The 17,402-nt window shown below is 31.2% G+C and carries 16 protein-coding genes; 13 read left to right on the top strand and 3 right to left on the bottom strand.

The window, feature by feature from the left end; all coding sequences use genetic code 11:
- Nucleotides 1-63 precede the first annotated feature (63 nt).
- The 8 genes from Q4Q35_RS05950 to Q4Q35_RS05915 all read left to right on the top strand — a co-directional run bounded on the left by Q4Q35_RS05950 (nt 64) and on the right by Q4Q35_RS05915 (nt 8,712).
- Nucleotides 64-1,836, top strand: a complete 1,773-nt coding sequence (locus Q4Q35_RS05950; protein WP_303277031.1) for a BatD family protein — start codon at nt 64-66, stop codon at nt 1,834-1,836.
- A 1-nt stretch (nt 1,837) separates the two neighbouring features.
- Nucleotides 1,838-2,596 carry an SH3 domain-containing protein gene (locus Q4Q35_RS05945; protein ID WP_303277030.1) on the top strand — a complete coding sequence of 253 codons (759 nt, stop codon included), beginning with the start codon at nt 1,838-1,840 and terminating at the stop codon, nt 2,594-2,596.
- 54 nt (nt 2,597-2,650) lie between these two features.
- Nucleotides 2,651-2,956, top strand: a complete 306-nt coding sequence (locus Q4Q35_RS05940) for a hypothetical protein (RefSeq protein WP_303277029.1) — start codon at nt 2,651-2,653, stop codon at nt 2,954-2,956.
- Between the two features lie 101 nt (nt 2,957-3,057).
- Nucleotides 3,058-4,620: a SulP family inorganic anion transporter gene (locus Q4Q35_RS05935; protein ID WP_303277028.1), complete on the top strand. Its 1,563-nt coding sequence runs from the start codon at nt 3,058-3,060 to the stop codon at nt 4,618-4,620.
- A 7-nt stretch (nt 4,621-4,627) separates the two neighbouring features.
- Complete coding sequence (locus tag Q4Q35_RS05930) at nt 4,628-5,422, top strand: universal stress protein (RefSeq protein WP_303277027.1); 795 nt, start codon at nt 4,628-4,630, stop codon at nt 5,420-5,422.
- Nucleotides 5,423-5,446: 24 nt separating this feature from the next.
- Entirely contained in the window at nt 5,447-6,124 is a 678-nt protein-coding gene (locus Q4Q35_RS05925; protein WP_437439738.1) for a DUF2490 domain-containing protein, read from the top strand.
- A gap of 70 nt (nt 6,125-6,194) precedes the next feature.
- Nucleotides 6,195-8,057, top strand: coding sequence for a SulP family inorganic anion transporter (locus tag Q4Q35_RS05920; RefSeq protein ID WP_303277026.1), 1,863 nt, complete (start codon nt 6,195-6,197; stop codon nt 8,055-8,057).
- A gap of 25 nt (nt 8,058-8,082) precedes the next feature.
- Nucleotides 8,083-8,712, top strand: a complete 630-nt coding sequence (locus tag Q4Q35_RS05915) for a carbonic anhydrase family protein (RefSeq protein ID WP_303277025.1) — start codon at nt 8,083-8,085, stop codon at nt 8,710-8,712.
- Between the two features lie 132 nt (nt 8,713-8,844).
- On the opposite strand, the gene Q4Q35_RS05910 is transcribed toward Q4Q35_RS05915, so the two are convergent.
- Nucleotides 8,845-9,357, bottom strand: a complete 513-nt coding sequence (locus Q4Q35_RS05910; RefSeq protein WP_303277024.1) for a CvpA family protein — start codon at nt 9,355-9,357, stop codon at nt 8,845-8,847.
- Nucleotides 9,358-9,432: 75 nt separating this feature from the next.
- Between Q4Q35_RS05910 and Q4Q35_RS05905 the strand changes: the two genes are divergently transcribed.
- The 3 genes from Q4Q35_RS05905 to Q4Q35_RS05895 all read left to right on the top strand — a co-directional run bounded on the left by Q4Q35_RS05905 (nt 9,433) and on the right by Q4Q35_RS05895 (nt 11,455).
- Entirely contained in the window at nt 9,433-9,789 is a 357-nt protein-coding gene (locus Q4Q35_RS05905; protein WP_303277023.1) for a hypothetical protein, read from the top strand.
- A 167-nt stretch (nt 9,790-9,956) separates the two neighbouring features.
- Nucleotides 9,957-10,976 (top strand): phenylalanine--tRNA ligase subunit alpha, encoded by a 1,020-nt coding sequence (gene pheS / locus Q4Q35_RS05900; protein ID WP_303277022.1) that lies wholly within the window; start codon nt 9,957-9,959, stop codon nt 10,974-10,976.
- Between the two features lie 83 nt (nt 10,977-11,059).
- A complete protein-coding gene (locus Q4Q35_RS05895) occupies nt 11,060-11,455 on the top strand; it encodes a hypothetical protein (protein ID WP_303277021.1) in 396 nt (131 codons plus the stop codon).
- A gap of 209 nt (nt 11,456-11,664) precedes the next feature.
- On the opposite strand, the gene Q4Q35_RS05890 is transcribed toward Q4Q35_RS05895, so the two are convergent.
- On the bottom strand, nt 11,665-12,666 hold the full coding sequence (locus Q4Q35_RS05890; RefSeq protein WP_303277020.1) for an NAD(P)H-dependent glycerol-3-phosphate dehydrogenase: 1,002 nt from the start codon (nt 12,664-12,666) through the stop codon (nt 11,665-11,667).
- 131 nt (nt 12,667-12,797) lie between these two features.
- Here Q4Q35_RS05890 and Q4Q35_RS05885 point away from each other — a divergent pair, with 131 nt between their 5' ends.
- Nucleotides 12,798-13,736, top strand: coding sequence for a nicotinic acid mononucleotide adenyltransferase (locus tag Q4Q35_RS05885; RefSeq protein ID WP_303277018.1), 939 nt, complete (start codon nt 12,798-12,800; stop codon nt 13,734-13,736).
- 247 nt (nt 13,737-13,983) lie between these two features.
- Nucleotides 13,984-14,469: a peptidoglycan-binding protein LysM gene (gene lysM, locus Q4Q35_RS05880; RefSeq protein WP_303277017.1), complete on the top strand. Its 486-nt coding sequence runs from the start codon at nt 13,984-13,986 to the stop codon at nt 14,467-14,469.
- A gap of 78 nt (nt 14,470-14,547) precedes the next feature.
- Here lysM and Q4Q35_RS05875 read toward each other — a convergent pair whose 3' ends face one another.
- Complete coding sequence (locus Q4Q35_RS05875; RefSeq protein WP_303277016.1) at nt 14,548-17,136, bottom strand: phosphoenolpyruvate carboxylase; 2,589 nt, start codon at nt 17,134-17,136, stop codon at nt 14,548-14,550.
- Nucleotides 17,137-17,402 lie beyond the last annotated feature (266 nt).

Raw genomic sequence — 17,402 nt, 5'->3', positions numbered from 1 at the left:
AATGAATTACCATTTGATGAATTACGATTATAAAATCTCGTAAATTGTCAATTTAAAATTACAATGAAACTCATTAAATACATATCAATATTATTAATATTTGCAACAAGTATAACTTCTGCCCAAGTTAAATTTGAAGCAAAAGCAAGTAAATCTAAGCTAGGTATTAACGAACGTTTGCGTGTTGACTTTGAAATAAATAAAGACGGCGATAATTTTAATCCTCCAAATTTTTCAAATTTTACAGTAACAGCAGGTCCTCACCAATCCATAAGTAACTCTTGGATTAATGGTGTTAGAACCTATAAAAAAACCTACAGCTATTTTTTGACCCCTAAAAAGCGCGGTAATTTTACTATCGGTCAAGCAACCATAACTATTGATAACCAAGTCTATAAAACATTACCTATAAAAGTTGAAGTTACAGCTGCTGTAGACAAACCCAAAGATCCTAACGACCCTAATTATATAGCTTCGGAGAATATTCATTTAGTGGCAGAAGTTTCTAAAACAAATCCATATTTAAATGAAGCATTAACCGTCGTTTACAAACTATATGTATCGCCTACCATAGAAGTTTATAACTGGAACGAGATTGATAGTCCAAGATATAATGATTTTTGGAGTCAGAGTATTAATATAAAAGGACTTAAAGTTCAAAATGGTACTTATAACGGACAGGATTACCGTTATTTAGTTTTAAGAAAAACGGTATTATACCCTCAAAAAACAGGAAAGCTTAATATTGAACCCCTCAGTCTAGATATTGCATTACGCGTACCAACAAATAGAAGAGATATTTTTGGTAGTCTTTTAATGACAAAAGTTAACAAGGTTTTTTCTGCGGGTAATAAAACAATTAATGTTAAACCTCTTCCAGAGGCAGGTAAGCCAATAGACTTTACGGGAGCTGTTGGTAATTTCAAACTAAATGTAATAGCTTCTAAAAAAGTATTGGATGCTTCAGAATCATTTCAAGTAAAAGTGGGAGTAAATGGCGATGGGAATTTAAAGCTTTTTAAGCTACCAAAAATTTCATTACCAAGTTCTTTAGAGGTTTATGAGCCAGAACATAAAGAAGACGTAAAAACCAGGCTATCGGGAATGACAGGTAGCATTTCAGACAGTTATACTGTAGTACCTCAATACAAAGGTAAATATCCAATCCCTAGTATCTCTTTTTCTTATTTTGATTTAAAAACAAAAAGTTATAAACGGTTAACATCCGATGAAATTGTAATTGATGTTTTAAATGGTCCTACAAATAACAACGATGAAACTTCCAATAACACTAATTTAAACAATGTTAAACAACGTGTTGTTGCAAATAACGATCAATTTGCTTTTATAAAAACCCGAACAGATTTTATTAGTATCAAACCAACTTATTTCTTTAAAACAAACTTGTTTTGGAGCTTATTACTATTACCTTTTTTAGCAATTCCTTTAGCGATTATTGTCCGTAATAAAAAAGTAAGCAGAAATGCTGATGTGTATGGGAATAGAATTAGAAAAGCAGATAAACTAGCGAAGAAATACTTAAGCAACGCTAAAAAATCGCTTGGTAAAAAAGAAGCCTTTTATATAGCTTTAGAGAAAGCATTGCATAATTATTTAAAAGCAAGATTGCATATTGAAACAAACGATTTAAGTAAAGAAAAAATTAATAGTTTACTAAAAGACAAACAAGTTGACGATAGTACCATAAAAGATTTTATTGCTATTGTAGAAAATTGTGAATTGGCAAGATATACACCCATAGACATTGTTACCATGCAAGAAGATTATGAAAAGGCAGCAAAAACAATTTCTTTAATCGATAAACAAGCTCGTTAAGATGAAAAAAGTTTTTTACATAGTCTCGTTTTTGTTAAGCTTAGGTGCTTTTTCTCAAAACCAAACATTATTCGAAAAAGCCAACGCATTGTATAATGAAGGGAAATATGCCGAAGCGATAGATAATTATAATGCTATTTTAGATACTAAGAAACATTCGGCCGATTTGTATTTTAACTTGGCGAACGCTCATTATAAATTAAATAACATTGCGCCTAGTATTTATTTTTATGAAAAAGCATTAAAATTAGCTCCTAATGATGAAGACATTAAAAATAATTTGTCATTTGCTCAAAACATGACAATAGATGCTATAGATGCTATCCCCGATGCTGGATTTTCTAAACTCTTAAAAAATGTTACTAATACTATGAGTTTCGATAATTGGGCAAAAACAGCTATAGGTATGGTGTTTTGCTTTGTTCTTTTATTTCTCGTCTATTATTTCGCTTATTCAACCCTAAGAAAACGATTAACATTTTTAGGGAGCTTAGTATCACTCGTTTTATTGTTTGTGTCGCTTGCATTTGCATTTCACAAATACAATTTAGATAAAAAAGATAATCTTGCTATTGTATTTGCACAAGAAAGCAAAGTAAAAAGCGACCCAAACCCAAGAAGTGAAGAATCTTTTAGACTGCATGAAGGCACTAAAATACAAATACTAGAAACTTATAACGATTGGAAAAAAATTAAACTTTCTGATGGTAAAACAGGTTGGGTTAACTCAGAAGACATTAAAATGTTGAATGCTATTTAATATTTCTTTAACAAAAAATAACATATCTTTGTTTTAATAAGTTTTTTCAATAAAATGTCTAGAAACATAATTTCTGTATGCTTATCAATATTTTTTATGGTGCTTTTAACGACACCAACTATTGTTATTATGGTAGATGATTCTATTGATATATCTTTCCTATTTGACTCCTCTGAAGAAGAAGAAAAAAAAGGCAATAAAAAAAACAAAAATTCAGAAGTATTATTTTTTGATTTTAACGAAAACCTCATAGATTTAGTATCACAAGAAATAAAGAACAACTTAGAATATCGTTTTAAAAAGTATTCTAAACCTCATTTAAATATTATTTCTCCCCCACCAGACTTACACATATTATAAATAACTCAGTTTTTGGCTTTTTTTAAGCCCCCATCATCTAATTAATAAACTTTTTGGTTTTTAAAATAAACACTACCAAAAAGAAAAAACTTAATTATAATATGTTTAAAACAATCAAAAATGATTTACCGGCAAGTATTGTCGTTTTTTTCGTAGCATTACCTCTTTGTTTAGGTATTGCATTAGCAAGTGGCGCACCTCTTTTTTCAGGATTAATAGCAGGAATTATAGGAGGTATTGTTGTTGGGATTTTAAGTGGATCCCAAATTGGGGTAAGCGGGCCTGCAGCAGGATTAGCAGCCATAGTATTAACTTCAATTGGAGCACTTGGCGGCTTTGAAAACTTTTTAGTAGCTGTCGTATTAGGAGGAGCCATTCAAATAATGTTTGGCGTACTTAAAGCAGGAGTTATTGGATATTATTTTCCATCTTCTGTAATTAAAGGAATGCTAACTGGTATTGGTATTATAATTATTCTTAAACAGATCCCTTACTTTTTAGGGTATGTTTCAGAAAAAGGAGAAGGTACTTTTGAGCAAATTTTTAATTCCCTATTTAATATTAATTTAGGTAGTACTATAATTGCCGCTATTGGTTTAGGGATATTAATTCTTTGGAGTAATGTACTTTCTAAAAAAGGTAAAATTTTTCAGTTAATACAAGGGCCTTTAGTAGCAGTTGTTGTTGGGATTATTTTTTATTCGCTTTTTGGTACTACAGATAGCTTAGCAATTAATGAAAAAAGTTTAGTAAGTGTACCAATCCCATCAGATGTAGCTTCTTTCTTTGGTCAGTTTACATTCCCTAACTTTGGTGTAATTTTAGAAGGAGATATTTGGATTACCGCATTTACAATTGCTTTAGTAGCTAGTTTAGAAACCTTATTATGTGTTGAGGCTACAGATAAGATAGATCCTCTTAAAAGAGTAACTCCAACAAACAGAGAGTTATTAGCTCAAGGAACAGGAAATATTCTTTCAGGTTTAATAGGAGGCCTGCCTATAACCCAGGTAATTGTAAGAAGTTCTGCAAATATTCAATCTGGGGGTAAATCAAAACTTTCAGCAATTATTCATGGTTTCTTCTTAATTATTTCAGTAATAGCTATTCCAAGGTTACTTAACCTTATCCCATTGTCTGTATTAGCCGCAGTTTTATTAATCGTTGGATACAAGCTAGCTAAACCATCGTTATTTAAAAAGATGTACGATTTAGGTTGGAAACAGTTTATTCCTTTTACAGTGACAGTTTTGGGTATTGTGTTTATCGATTTATTATATGGAATTGGATTAGGGTTAGCTGTCGGGGTTATTGTTATTTTATTGAAAAGCTACCAAAACTCTCACTTCCTTCATATTGAAGATAAGAGTAACGGTAAACATAAAATAAAAATGTCCTTAGCAGAAGAAGTAACATTCTTTAATAAAGGAGCTATTTTGAAAGAACTAGATAGTTTACCAAGAGATACCTATTTAGAATTGAACCTTATTCAAACCAGATTTTTAGACAATGATATTATTGAAATATTAGAAGACTTTGCATTTAAAGCAAAAGAGCGAAATATTGATATAAAATTAGTTTCTAAAAGAGGTACTGTTGAAAACCCTGATAGTTTTATTGATTTCTTTAAAACAAGACCAAAATCTAATTTAAGTTTAAGTTAATGAGCCTATGAAAAGCAACAAATATAAAATATTAGTACTTTCAGATTTAAAAGATAGTTCTGATACTACTATAAAAACCACAGCTAATTTAACAAAATTTATTAGTGGAGACATTGACCTTTTATACGTAAAGAAACCTATTGACATTGTAGAAAGTGACAACCAGTTATCATCTATGCGTACTATTAACAGAGATTATATTGCAAGTAAAAATAAAATTGAAAGTATTATAAAATCTATAGACAAAGAGTTAAATATTAATTATAATATGACCTATGGTAATGTGAAACAAACAATAAAGGAACACATAGAAACTACCAATCCGGATATTATAGTTATAGGTAAAAAAAGATTTAATGCTTTAAAGCTATCTGGTGACAGGATTACTAAGTTTGTTCTTAAAAAATACAAAGGCGTAGTTCTTATAGCTTCAAATGAAAATGTTTTAGAACCTAATGAAGATTTATCTTTAGGAGTTTTTAATCATTCACTTAATGAGGATTTATCCAAAAAATTAATGGCGTATACTCAAAAGCCTGTTAAATCATTTAAAATTAAAAAATCTTCTAATAAGTCAGAACAAGATGGAAGTGATGCTACATTAAAAGATACCATTGAATACGTTTTTGAGCCTAATGATAATGCTATTAGTAATCTATCTAATTATGTGTTAAAAAACAATATTGATCTATTATGTATTAATAGAGAGAATAACGATTTTAGTAATGCATCTGCATCTGGTAATTTAGATATTAACAAGGTTATTAATAAACTTAATGTTTCGCTATTACTAACAAAGTAATATCAATTTAGTTGTTATTTTAATATGAAAAAGAAGTTGTTTAAAATTCATATGGTGGCATTAGCAATTGTGTTAATGCTACCAGCATATGTTCAAAGTCAAGAGAGTAATTTTGGTAATTGGTTAATCTATATTGGGAATAAAAAACTTAATAAAAAATGGAATATTCACAATGAGGTTCAATACAGAAATTACGATGCCATTGGAGATTTGGAGCAATTACTTTTAAGAACGGGGTTAGGCTATACCTTTAATGAAGGCAAGAATAATGTTTTATTGGGTTATGGTTATATTCTTTCTGAAAATTATGTAGGCGATACAAATAATAAAGTATCTGTTAATGAGCACAGGATTTTTCAGCAATTTGTTTCTAAACAAAGTATTGGAAATGTAGGCTTAAGTCACCGTTATAGATTTGAACAACGTTTTGTTGAAGACGATTTTAAAATGCGACTTCGTTATTTTTTAGCTTTTAAGATACCTTTTAAAACCAAGGAAAAAGAAAATAGTAAATTTTATTTATCGGCATACAATGAAATATTCTTAAATACCGAAAGCTCTGTTTTTGATAGAAACAGATCCTATGGAGGCTTAGGTTATACATTAAATAAAAATATAAGAATTGAAGCTGGCTATATGAATCAGTTTTTTGAAACAAGTAGCAGGGATCAATTTAATATAATAACGTTTGTTAATTTTTAAATTTTCTAAAACCTAAATAATTATTTATTATCTTATAAGTTTATTTTCTAAGATTAAATAATAAATTATCATGAAAAACTTTTTCTCAAATATAAAAGGAGATGCATTTGGAGGTATTACTGCTGGTATTGTAGCATTACCCTTAGCTTTAGCATTTGGAGTATCTTCTGGATTAGGTCCAAGTGCAGGACTTTATGGTGCTATTTTTATTAGTTTTTTCGCGGCTCTTTTTGGAGGAACAAACACCCAGATTTCTGGGCCAACGGCTCCAATGACTGCTGTTAGTATGGTAATTATTGCTGGTATAATAGCAGCTAATGATGGTGATATTAATAAAGCATTGCCAGCTATTTTAATTGTTTTTTTATTGGCGGGTTTAATGCAAGTTGGCCTTGGTATACTCGGTTTAGGAAAGTATATTAGATATATTCCATATCCAGTAGTTTCTGGATTTATGACAGCCATTGGGGTGATTATTTTAATTACGCAAATATTACCTTCCATTGGTTATTACCCAAAAGAAGATGTGGAATTTGTGAACCAATTTAAAGCTCAGGCTGAAGAAGTAATTTTAGAAAATATTTTAAAGGACGAAGCGGGTGAAGGCATACTAGTTTTAGAAAATTTTAAAGAAACTATAGATCGGGCTGAAAAAATTTCACAAGAAGATATTTTAAAAGAATCTCAAACTCTAGCTGCTAAAGAAGCTTCTGGAACTGTTGGTGCTATTAAGGTATTGCCAAGGGCTCTAAAAAATATAAGTTGGTTAGAATTAATACTTGCTTTAGGAACTATTTTTATCATTTATGGTTTTAAACGCATTACAAAATCTATACCCAGTACTTTGGTAGCTCTAATTGTAATGTCGGGAATAGCCGTTGGTTTTGGGTTAGACTACAGACCTATTGAAAGAATTCCAGATGGTCTACCACAATTGCGGTTAGATATTTTTTCAGGATTCAAATTAGGTTCTATAACACCATATGTATTTACGGCACTTACATTAGCACTTTTAGGAGCTATAGACTCATTATTAACCAGTGTGGTTGCAGATAATATGACTAAAACCAAACACAAACCAAATAAAGAATTGGTTGGCCAAGGTATAGGTAATAGTATTGCAGCTTTATTTGGAGGTATTCCTGGAGCTGGAGCCACCATTCGTACCGTTGTTAATATCAACTCAGGAGGTAAAACGAAATTGTCAGGTATGATAGCAGGGCTCCTATTGTTAATAATATTATTGGGGTTTAGTGGCATTGCTTCTCAAATACCTGCTGCTGTATTAGCAGGCATTTTAATAACCGTAGGTATTGGTGTAATGGATTATAAAGGGCTGAAAGCCATTCCTAATATGCCAAGAGATGCTAAATTAGGACCATTCAAATTAAGTTCTGAGGTTTTAATTATGTTAATTGTTTTAATACTTTCTGCATTTTGGGATTTAATTTTTGCTGTAGGTATTGGACTTGTAATAGCATCTTTAATGTTTATGAAAAAAATAGGAGATTTAACCGCAGAACGTTCTGATGTTAAAACACTTAAAGAAGAAGTATGGTCAGACGAGCTTGGATTCCCAGACAACTTAAAAGAAGAAGTATTTATAAAACATATTAAAGGGCCTCTTTTCTTCGGTTCTACTAGCGATTTCCAGCAATTAGCAGCCCAAATACCAGATACTGCTAAAACAGTCATCTTAAGGTTAGGCCGTATGCAATATATGGATCAATCTGGTTTATATGCATTAGAAGATATGCTGTTAGAATTAAGAAAAAAAGACGTAGACTTTCTATTTGTAGATTTATTAAAACAACCTAGATATATGATGGAACGTATTGATATCATACCAGATTTTATCCCGGAAGAACATATATTCAAAACGTTTGATGAATGTATGGAATGGATAAAAGAAAATATAGAAGACAAACATTAAATAAAAATTTAGTAATTAAAATAAAATGAAAAACATAGCAATAACAAAAGATTTACAAAGTACTTTAACACCAGCAGGTGTTTTACAAGATTTATTAGAAGGAAATAATAGATTTGTTAGCAATAATCTGCAAGCAGTCAATAATTCTGCATTAGTTGAACAAACAGTAGGAGGTCAATTCCCTAAAGCTGTTGTATTATCATGTATAGATTCAAGAGTTCCGGTAGAAACCGTTCTGGATCAAACCATAGGAGATGTTTTTGTAGCGCGTGTAGCAGGAAATTTTGAAAACACAGACATCTTAGGAAGTTTGGAGTATTCTTGTAAAGTTGCAGGAAGTAAATTAGTATTAGTGTTAGGTCATGAAAGTTGTGGCGCTGTAAAAGCAGCTTGCGATGGTGTAGAGCTAGGTAATATTACCAGTATGCTCGATAATATTATCCCAGCGGTAAAAAAGTCTTCAACCGAAGTAGAAGGAGAAGCAAATTCTTCAAACGCTGAATTTGTTGCAAAAACAGTAGAAAACAACGTAAAACTTACCGTTGAAAGAATTAAAGAGCGTAGCCCTATTTTAAAAGAGATGGAATCTAATGGAGAGATTCAAATTGTTGGAGGCGTCTATATGCTTTCATCTGGAAAAGTAGAAATGCTTTAAAACAAATAAAGGTGAATAAAAGCACCTAAATTGTCCGTTCGAGCGCAGTCGAGAATTTTTAAATATCTTGATTCTAATACATCTTGGCTGTACTCGATGGGACAACCTTTAGTTTCCAATACTTTTCAGACCTCATGCTTGGTTATCTACATCAGTGTCATCATCAGTACCCAACACGCTAGGAAGAATCATAGGCACTAAAGATTTTACTGGTTTATAAAGTACCGATCCTTCCAACGTCTCCTCTTCAGTAAACGGAATGGTATCATTCATTCTATCGAAAACAATTAAAACCACACTTAAAATTAATGCAATTTTAAGCCCACCAAAAACCCCACCAAGAAGCTTGTTTATAATACCAAGAGCAGCAAAATTTGCTAATTTGGTTAGTGCTTTTCCTGCTAACGCAATGGCTAAAACAATAATTACAAACGTAATTGCAAAAGCAACAATATTAATAGTCTTTTCGTTCCAATCTACCTTTTCTGCTAAAAACTCGGCAGCAAAGTTACTAAAGTGAATAGCACCATAAACGCCGGCAATTAAGGCTACTAAAGAAGCAACTTCAACAAAAAGCCCTTTCATAAAACCACGAATGAGTCCAAACAAAATTAAAGCTCCTAAAATAATATCTATAACGCCCATAGTTATCTTAATTTAAACAAATATAAAATAATAGTCACACTTAGGTTTATTAACTTTGTTACTTTCAATTTTATTATGTCTAGAGACGAACAATTAAAAGAACGCTGGGAATTAGTCGTTGAAAAACTATCGAATCAATTTGCAGATGGAGATCCTTTAGATCTTGATGCTATTATTTACTTAATAGGCATTCAAGAATTGGGTCAGTTAGGTAAAAATTTTAAAAAAGACCAGAAATTAGACCTTATGCATATTGCCATTTGTAAGCTTCTGGTACCCTATGGTTATTATGAGCTTGATTTTGTAGATCCCGATGGTTGGCCACACTATAAAGCTTTAGAAACTTTACCTCATTTAAAAGCAGGCGAACAAAGTATTTTAATGAAAGAAGCCATAGTAAACTACTTTTTAGAAACCGAATTTATAGATTAATATTTGGGTGCAACTTTTTGAGAAAAACAAAAAGTCGGATTTTACACTTTATTCTTTTACTAAAAAGTAAATAAGGATACGTTTACTCTAAGCGAAATTGAAGACCTAAATCCTTAACGCAAATCCCGATAAAATGATTAAATTTGCCATCATTTTGAATATATATCATGATAGATAAGATAAAAGAACTTATAGCAGAAGCAGAGGCCTTTAAAACACAGTCAAAGGAAGAAGTAGAAGCATTCCGTATAAAGTATTTAGGCTCTAAAGGGTTACTAAAGGAGTTTTATGGTGAATTAAAAAATGTTGCAAACGAACAAAAAAGAGAGTTTGGACAAATAATTAATCAACTTAAAAACACAGCGGAAGATAAAGTAAATGCCTTAAAAGAAGAACTGGAAAACAAAGAAGAAGTAAAAGGTATTTATGGTGATTTATCTCGTCCGGGCGAACCTATTCAAATTGGGGCACGTCACCCTATTTCTATTGTAAAAAACCAAATTATAGATATCTTTTCACGTATTGGGTTTAATGTTAGTGAAGGTCCAGAAATAGAAGATGATTGGCATAACTTTACAGCACTAAATTTACCAGAGTATCATCCGGCACGTGATATGCAGGATACGTTTTTTATTCAAACAAATCCAGACATCTTATTGCGTACTCATACCAGTTCTGTACAAGTTCGTTATATGGAAAACAACACCCCGCCTATCCGTACTATTTCGCCGGGTAGAGTTTTTAGAAACGAAGCGATTTCGGCACGGTCACACTGTTTTTTCCATCAAGTAGAAGGTCTATATATTGATAAAGATGTCAGCTTTGCAGATTTAAAGCAAACGCTTCAGCACTTTACTACCGAGATGTTTGGAAAATCTAAAATACGATTACGTCCGTCGTACTTTCCTTTTACAGAACCTAGTGCAGAAATAGATGTGTATTGGGGTTTAGAAACCGAAACGGATTATAAAATTACCAAAGGAACCGGTTGGCTAGAAATTGGAGGTTGCGGCATGGTAGACCCTAATGTTTTAGAGAACTGTAAAATAGATCCAACAGAATACTCAGGGTTTGCATTTGGGGTTGGTATAGATCGTATAGCGATGTTACTACATCAAATAGGTGATATTCGTTTATTGAGTGAGAATGATGTTAGGTTTTTAGAGCAGTTTAAGAGTGCTTTATAGATGCTTTGTCATTCCGCACTTGAATGCGGAATCCACTTTATAACTTCAATTAATAAGATTCCTGCCTTCGCAGGAATGGCAAAATGAAAAAAGACATCCAAATTCCAAAAGTTGAAGACGTTTATGTGGCCATTGTAAATGAATACAATGATATTTACAAAACTCAAGATTGGAATGCCTATATAATAAATAATAAAGATGTAGATTTAGAAATGGTACTTATTGTTACCAGTGGTTATTCTAATGATAAGCAAACGTCTGTATTTAGAAAAAAATTAGATAAACTTCCCAAAAAAAGTTATGCAAAAATAGAATTGATGCAAGAGGAGTTGTTTGCTTTAAACAATACCTTTAAAGTATCTTTTTTTGAAGGTAATACCATGTTTGATAAAACCTATTTGTTTAGAAAAAACACGATTAATTTAAAAGCGTTACAGCCAATACCCTTAATGAGCGTAAAAGGTGTTTTGGTGAAATAAACCCTAACCCTTCCGTCTTTATCCCGATATACTTCGGGATAAATCCACCTTCCCTTCAAACAAGGGAAGAATTAAGTTTCTGATAAAAAATATTATTTTATATAAGGTTAGTAAAACTCGCTTCCTTTAAAGGAGGAATGAATTCAATTTTAACACTTCGAATTGAAGACAACGAGATGTTAATTTATTAAAACAAGCTATGCATTTCTTTAATCCAACTTATCAGTTAGTTTTTTAAATACTTTTTTAGGATTTTTACCTTCATATAAAACCTGGTAAACGGCATTAATAATTGGAAGTTGTGTTTTTTTAGCATTTTTCTGGTTAAGTAAATGCGCACTTTTTGTAGCATAATAGCCTTCGGCAACCATATTCATTTCCATTTGAGCCGATTTTACCGTGTAACCTTTACCAATCATATTGCCAAACATGCGATTTCTGGAAAAAACCGAATAACCCGTTACTAATAAATCTCCCAAGTAAGCAGAATTATTAATGTTACGTTTCATTTTGTGCATTTTTTTAATAAAACGTTTCATTTCGCGTACTGCATTACTCATTAAAACACTTTGAAAATTATCACCATAACCCAAACCGTGTGCAATGCCTGCTGCAATAGCATATATATTCTTTAGCATAACAGCATATTCTACCCCAATAATATCATCATTAATTTTGGTTTTTATATAGTCGCTAGACAACTTATTAGCTATCGTTTTCGCTTTTTCTGTATCCGAACATGAAATGGTTAAGTAAGATAAACGCTCTAAAGCAACTTCTTCGGCATGACAAGGGCCTGCTATAACTGCAATATTATCATAAGGAATATTATAAACATCATGAAAATGCTCGCCTACTAAAAGCCCTGTTTCGGGCATAATCCCTTTTACAGCAGATACAATTATTTTATTAGAAATATCAATATTTAGCTTTTCTAACTCGGCATGAATAAAAGCAGAAGGAATTACAAAAAATAGAACATCTGCATAAGTAGCTATTTCATTTATATCGTTACTAAGTTTTAATTGCTCCAAGTGAAACTCAACCGAACTTAAATAATTAGGGTTATGCTGTTCTTTTAATAAATGCTCTTTGGTGTAAACACTTCGCATATACCACCCAATTTCATCTAAATTTTCGCAAAGCATTTTTACAATAGCAGTAGCCCAACTTCCTGCTCCAAAAACCGCATACTTTAAAGGTTTATCCATAAATAACAAATCATTTATGTTCCAAAAATACACAAAATAATGGTCTTAGTTAGATCAAGAAAAGATTAAGAAAATGTTTTTTGGCACGTGTTTTGAAAATATTCAAGTATAAACCTAAAAAATGCTTGATTATGAAGACTGTAAAATTACTTTTAAGCTTTGCTTTAGCAACAACGTTGTTTACATCATGTTACACAGAGGTAAATATTGATGACGAACCAACTATATCTATAAATCAATTATTAAACTCATATGAATTGTGGTATGTAGATATTAATAATACAAAGGGGTTTGGTGAAACACCTTTTTTACAAAAAGCGTTTACAATATCTTTTAGAAACGGTATAGTATATGCTAATAATAATATCGTTGGGTTAGGTAATAGTGGTAACGGGTTTGGAATTGATGTTGGTGAATACAATGCCTATGAGATGATTTTAGATGTTACCCACGATATTGACGGGTTTGAAACGTTTGATGTATACCAAATAGATAGCAATACCATAGAGCTCTATAATCTTAACAATGATACATCTTATTTTCTAGACGGTTATCAACGTAATAATTTTGATTACGATTTTGTATTCTACGACAATATTCACTATTTCTTACAAGAATATGAAGCATGGGAAAAAACATATACCAGTGAATTTGGTGCTATTAATGAATTTGATAACGAGAATTATTTACAATTTTTAGCTGGTGGAAACGACTCAACATTTCAAAGTTCGCAAAATGAAACTGGTACTAGTGTAAATAATCTTATTTGGGATTACACAGGTGTTTATGGTGTAGGTGATGTAAGCGGAGATTTATATTTAAAAACTTTAACATTAGATTATAATTTCTTCGACAATGAATACTTTGAATTAAGCGTTATAAATGACGGAAAGATAGAACTGTTTCATCCATCGTCTGAAACCATATATGAGTTTGAAGGAAGAGGATATATTCAATTCTTAAAATCATCTGGAGATATAAAAGGAAAAACAGAATCTTTAGAAGAAAAGAAACGTAAGTTTAGAAAAGATAAAGTAGAGAACCCAAGAGAAAATACAAGGGTTAATTAAAAAGTGAGACCCCTCCTATCAATGGGATTGATTTAGCTAATTAATTTGACAATGCTTTTTAAGTAATTCAAATTAAAGCTTTACTAAAATTTTGGTTGGTTATTTAGTAAAAAACCGTTTAAAGAATAATTTCTTTAAGCGGTTTTTTTATGTCTTATTAAAAAAAATCATAAAATATGTGACCTTATAAATTTCTCAGTGTCTAAAAAATATCAACAAAAAATAGGACTTAAGAATATAAAAAACAATGGGGTTATTTTCATTTATTAAAAATGCTGGTATTAAAATATTCGGAATTAGGAAAGCTGATGCAGAAGATCCATCCGAAGTAGCAATAGAGGAGCTTATATTAGAAAAAGCGGCTGCAAAAAAACTTAAAGAGACTATTATCGATTTACAATTGCAAATAGAAAACTTAAATATTTTTATTGATGATGATATTGCTATTATTTCCGGATTGGCTCACGATCAGGCTACTAGAGAGAAAGCTGTTTTAGTTGTTGGAAATTCTAAAGGAATCGCAATTGTAGATGATCAAATAACAGTAGAACATGTAGAACCTGAAGCACAATTTTACACAGTAATAAGCGGTGATACTTTAGGAAAAATTGCAAAGAAGTTTTATAACGACACCACGAAATATCCTATTATTTTTGAAGCCAATAAGCCTATGCTTTCAGACCCTAATAAAATTTATTCAGGACAATTATTACGTATACCAGTCCTAGATTAAGTTCTATTTAATAGCTTGTTTATTATAAAGCCAACTAAAATTTAGTTGGCTTTATTTTATTTAATATTTTAGAAGTCTTTACGCTGAATTTCTACTGGCATTAATGTTACCAAATAAAGAACGTGTTACAATCTTTTCAAAAACTTTTAACTGTTCTTCATCCTTTACATCTGCTTTTTCTAATTCCTGTACCTTTTTAAGTGCGTACTGCTGTATTGTTAGTAATGGCAAAACAATAGATTCTCTAACTTCAATAGAAGCTTTTCCAGATGGTTCGTTTTCCATTAATCGTTCATAACCTGTGAGTTTTAAAAGAACTCTTTTAGTAGTGATATATTCGTTATAAATAATATTCCAAAACGCTCCAAATTCAGGATCCTTAGACATGTATTTCGTTAAATCGAAAAACGATTTCGATAAAGACATCATACTATTTTCTATTAAGGTTTTGAAAAATTTCGAATTGTTATAAAGCTGTTCTACTTTATCAAATTCGCCATGGTCTTCATACTTTTTTAGAGCAGTACCGACACCAAAGAAACCTGGGACATTTTGTTTTAATTGACTCCATGATCCTACAAACGGAATAGCTCTTAAATCTGAAAACACTAATTCATTAGAATTAGATCGTTTTGAAGGCCTACTTCCAATATTGGTTTTTGCATAATATTTTAAAGTACTCATTCTTTCCAAATAAGGAATAAACATAGGATGTCCTTTAAAATCTTTGTAGGCTTTATAACTTATTTCAGCTAAATCATTCATAACAAACTTATCGTCTGGAGACATAGCAGATTTATTCTCATCTAAACGATTAGAAACTCCAGAACTGATTAACTGTTCTAAATTGTATTGCGAGGACTCTAACGTTCCAAAATTAGAACTAATGGTTTGTCCTTGAATGGTCAATTGCACTTCTTTATCTTCAATGGTTGGCCCAAGTGATGAGTAAAACTGATGTGTTTTACCTCCACCTCTAGCTGGAGGCCCACCACGTCCGTCAAAAAATATAGCTGTGATATCATATTTTCTAGACATTTCCGTTAGCAATTCTTTTGCTTTAAAAATTCCCCAGTTAGCCATCAAATATCCACCGTCTTTAGTTCCATCTGAAAAACCTAGCATAATGGTTTGCTTATTGCCTCTGCTTTTTAAATGTGCCATATAGGCTGGGTTGGAGTACAATTGTTCCATAACACCAGGGGCATTTTCTAAATCGGTAATCGTTTCAAAAAGAGGAACAACATCAACCGTTAAGTTGTCTTTAAATGTAATCAGTTTAAGCATAGCAAAAAGCTGCATGACATTTAAAGCTGTTTGATTATTACTTATAATATACCTGTTGGCACCACGCTCCCCATTGGTTTCTTGAATTTCTTTAATAGCTTCAATAGTCTTTAAAGTATTAAAAACCATCTCGTCTTTAAAAACACTTATATCAATTGAAGCATCAGAGGCTTCAGATAATATTTTAATTTGCTCTTTTTCAGATAAATCATGATAATTTTTAGGGAATGAAGGATTTCCTGTTTCAATTAAATGATCTATAACCGTTGTAAAAACACTATGATGAATTCTACTATCTTGTCTAATATCCAGAGTAGCAAAATAATAACCAAAAAGACGAACCCTATTTATTAAATTGTTTATTTCACCTACGTATAAGGATTGATGCTCTTTTACAATAAGATCTCTAATACTTAACAACTCTAAGATAAGCTCTTTCGAAGTAATTGTTTCTTTTGTGTTTAAATCAACACTATAGTCGTACAGTATGGTCTCTAATTTTATAATACGTTCTTCTACCCCTCTAAATGTTAGTCTACGTCTTAGTTTTTTAAGATCGGAATAGTATTTCTTTAAGATAGCCTGTTTTAATTTTTTGGCTACTTTTAAGGTTGTATCTGGTTTTACAAATGGGTTTCCATCACGATCACCTCCAGGCCAAAAGCCAATATTTATAATTTCGTTATGCTTTTTACTATCATCGTAAATGTTTTGCTGAATGTAATTATAAATTTCGCCAAACGATTGATAAAATACATTCTCTAAGTACCAGATTAAACTCTTTGCCTCATCATAAGGTGTTGGTTTTTTGTGTTTAAAGAAGGGAGTTTTTCCTAATTGACCAAATAAATTATTAATATTGGATAGGTTGTTTTCTTTAATAGCTTCAGTTAAATCTGTGATGATTCCTAAGACCGAACCAGGATAGAATTGTGTTGGGTGTGCTGTTAAAACGATACGTACTTTAAACTCTTCAAGATAATCTTTTAAGGCTTCTAACCTATTTTGCGAGATAGCCGTCTCTTTAAGGTTTCTTAAAGTACCAATACCTTCCATATTATTAACTATTGGAAATGCAGCGTCTTCAATAGCATCAAATAATACAACTTGTCGTTCTATATATTGAATAAAACGAAACAGTAAATTTATTTGACTTTCTTTAGATCGTCTTGCTTGGTATTTTTTAAAAAACGTATCTACAATAGTTGTAGGGTCGTCACCTTTGGCAAAACCTTTTTCGCAGGTTTCATGAAATAAAGGAAGTAGTATTCCTGTTTTTGTAATAGTATCGAAAGGTAATGTCATAAATATACTGTTGTATATTTGATATTTAGACAGGACACTTTGTTTAAATCGCATTAATTTTGGCTCTACCGACATAGTTTCGTTCTATTGAAAATTAACTGCAAAAATAACGAAGCTTTATTTAAAGCATGTAAACTAGATAAAGATTTATCAATTTTTCTAGTTTGGTGAATTCTAATTGTGAATAATTTAAAAAAAAACTACTTAACCAGAATCTTTATAATTATTAAAGCCTGAAAATTAAGGTTTTTTATATGCTACCAATATTAATTCTGCCAAAAATAGTATGATAAAAGTCATACTTGGTGTTATGGTAAACTAATATCTTCGGCGCTTAATAA

Origin of the sequence: Flavivirga aquimarina (assembly GCF_030540835.1) — a bacterium.
In the GTDB taxonomy this organism is placed as follows: Bacteria; Bacteroidota; Bacteroidia; order Flavobacteriales; family Flavobacteriaceae; genus Flavivirga; species Flavivirga aquimarina.
Note: the sequence above shows the minus strand (reverse complement) of the source record. Positions and strands in the feature narration are given on the sequence as shown.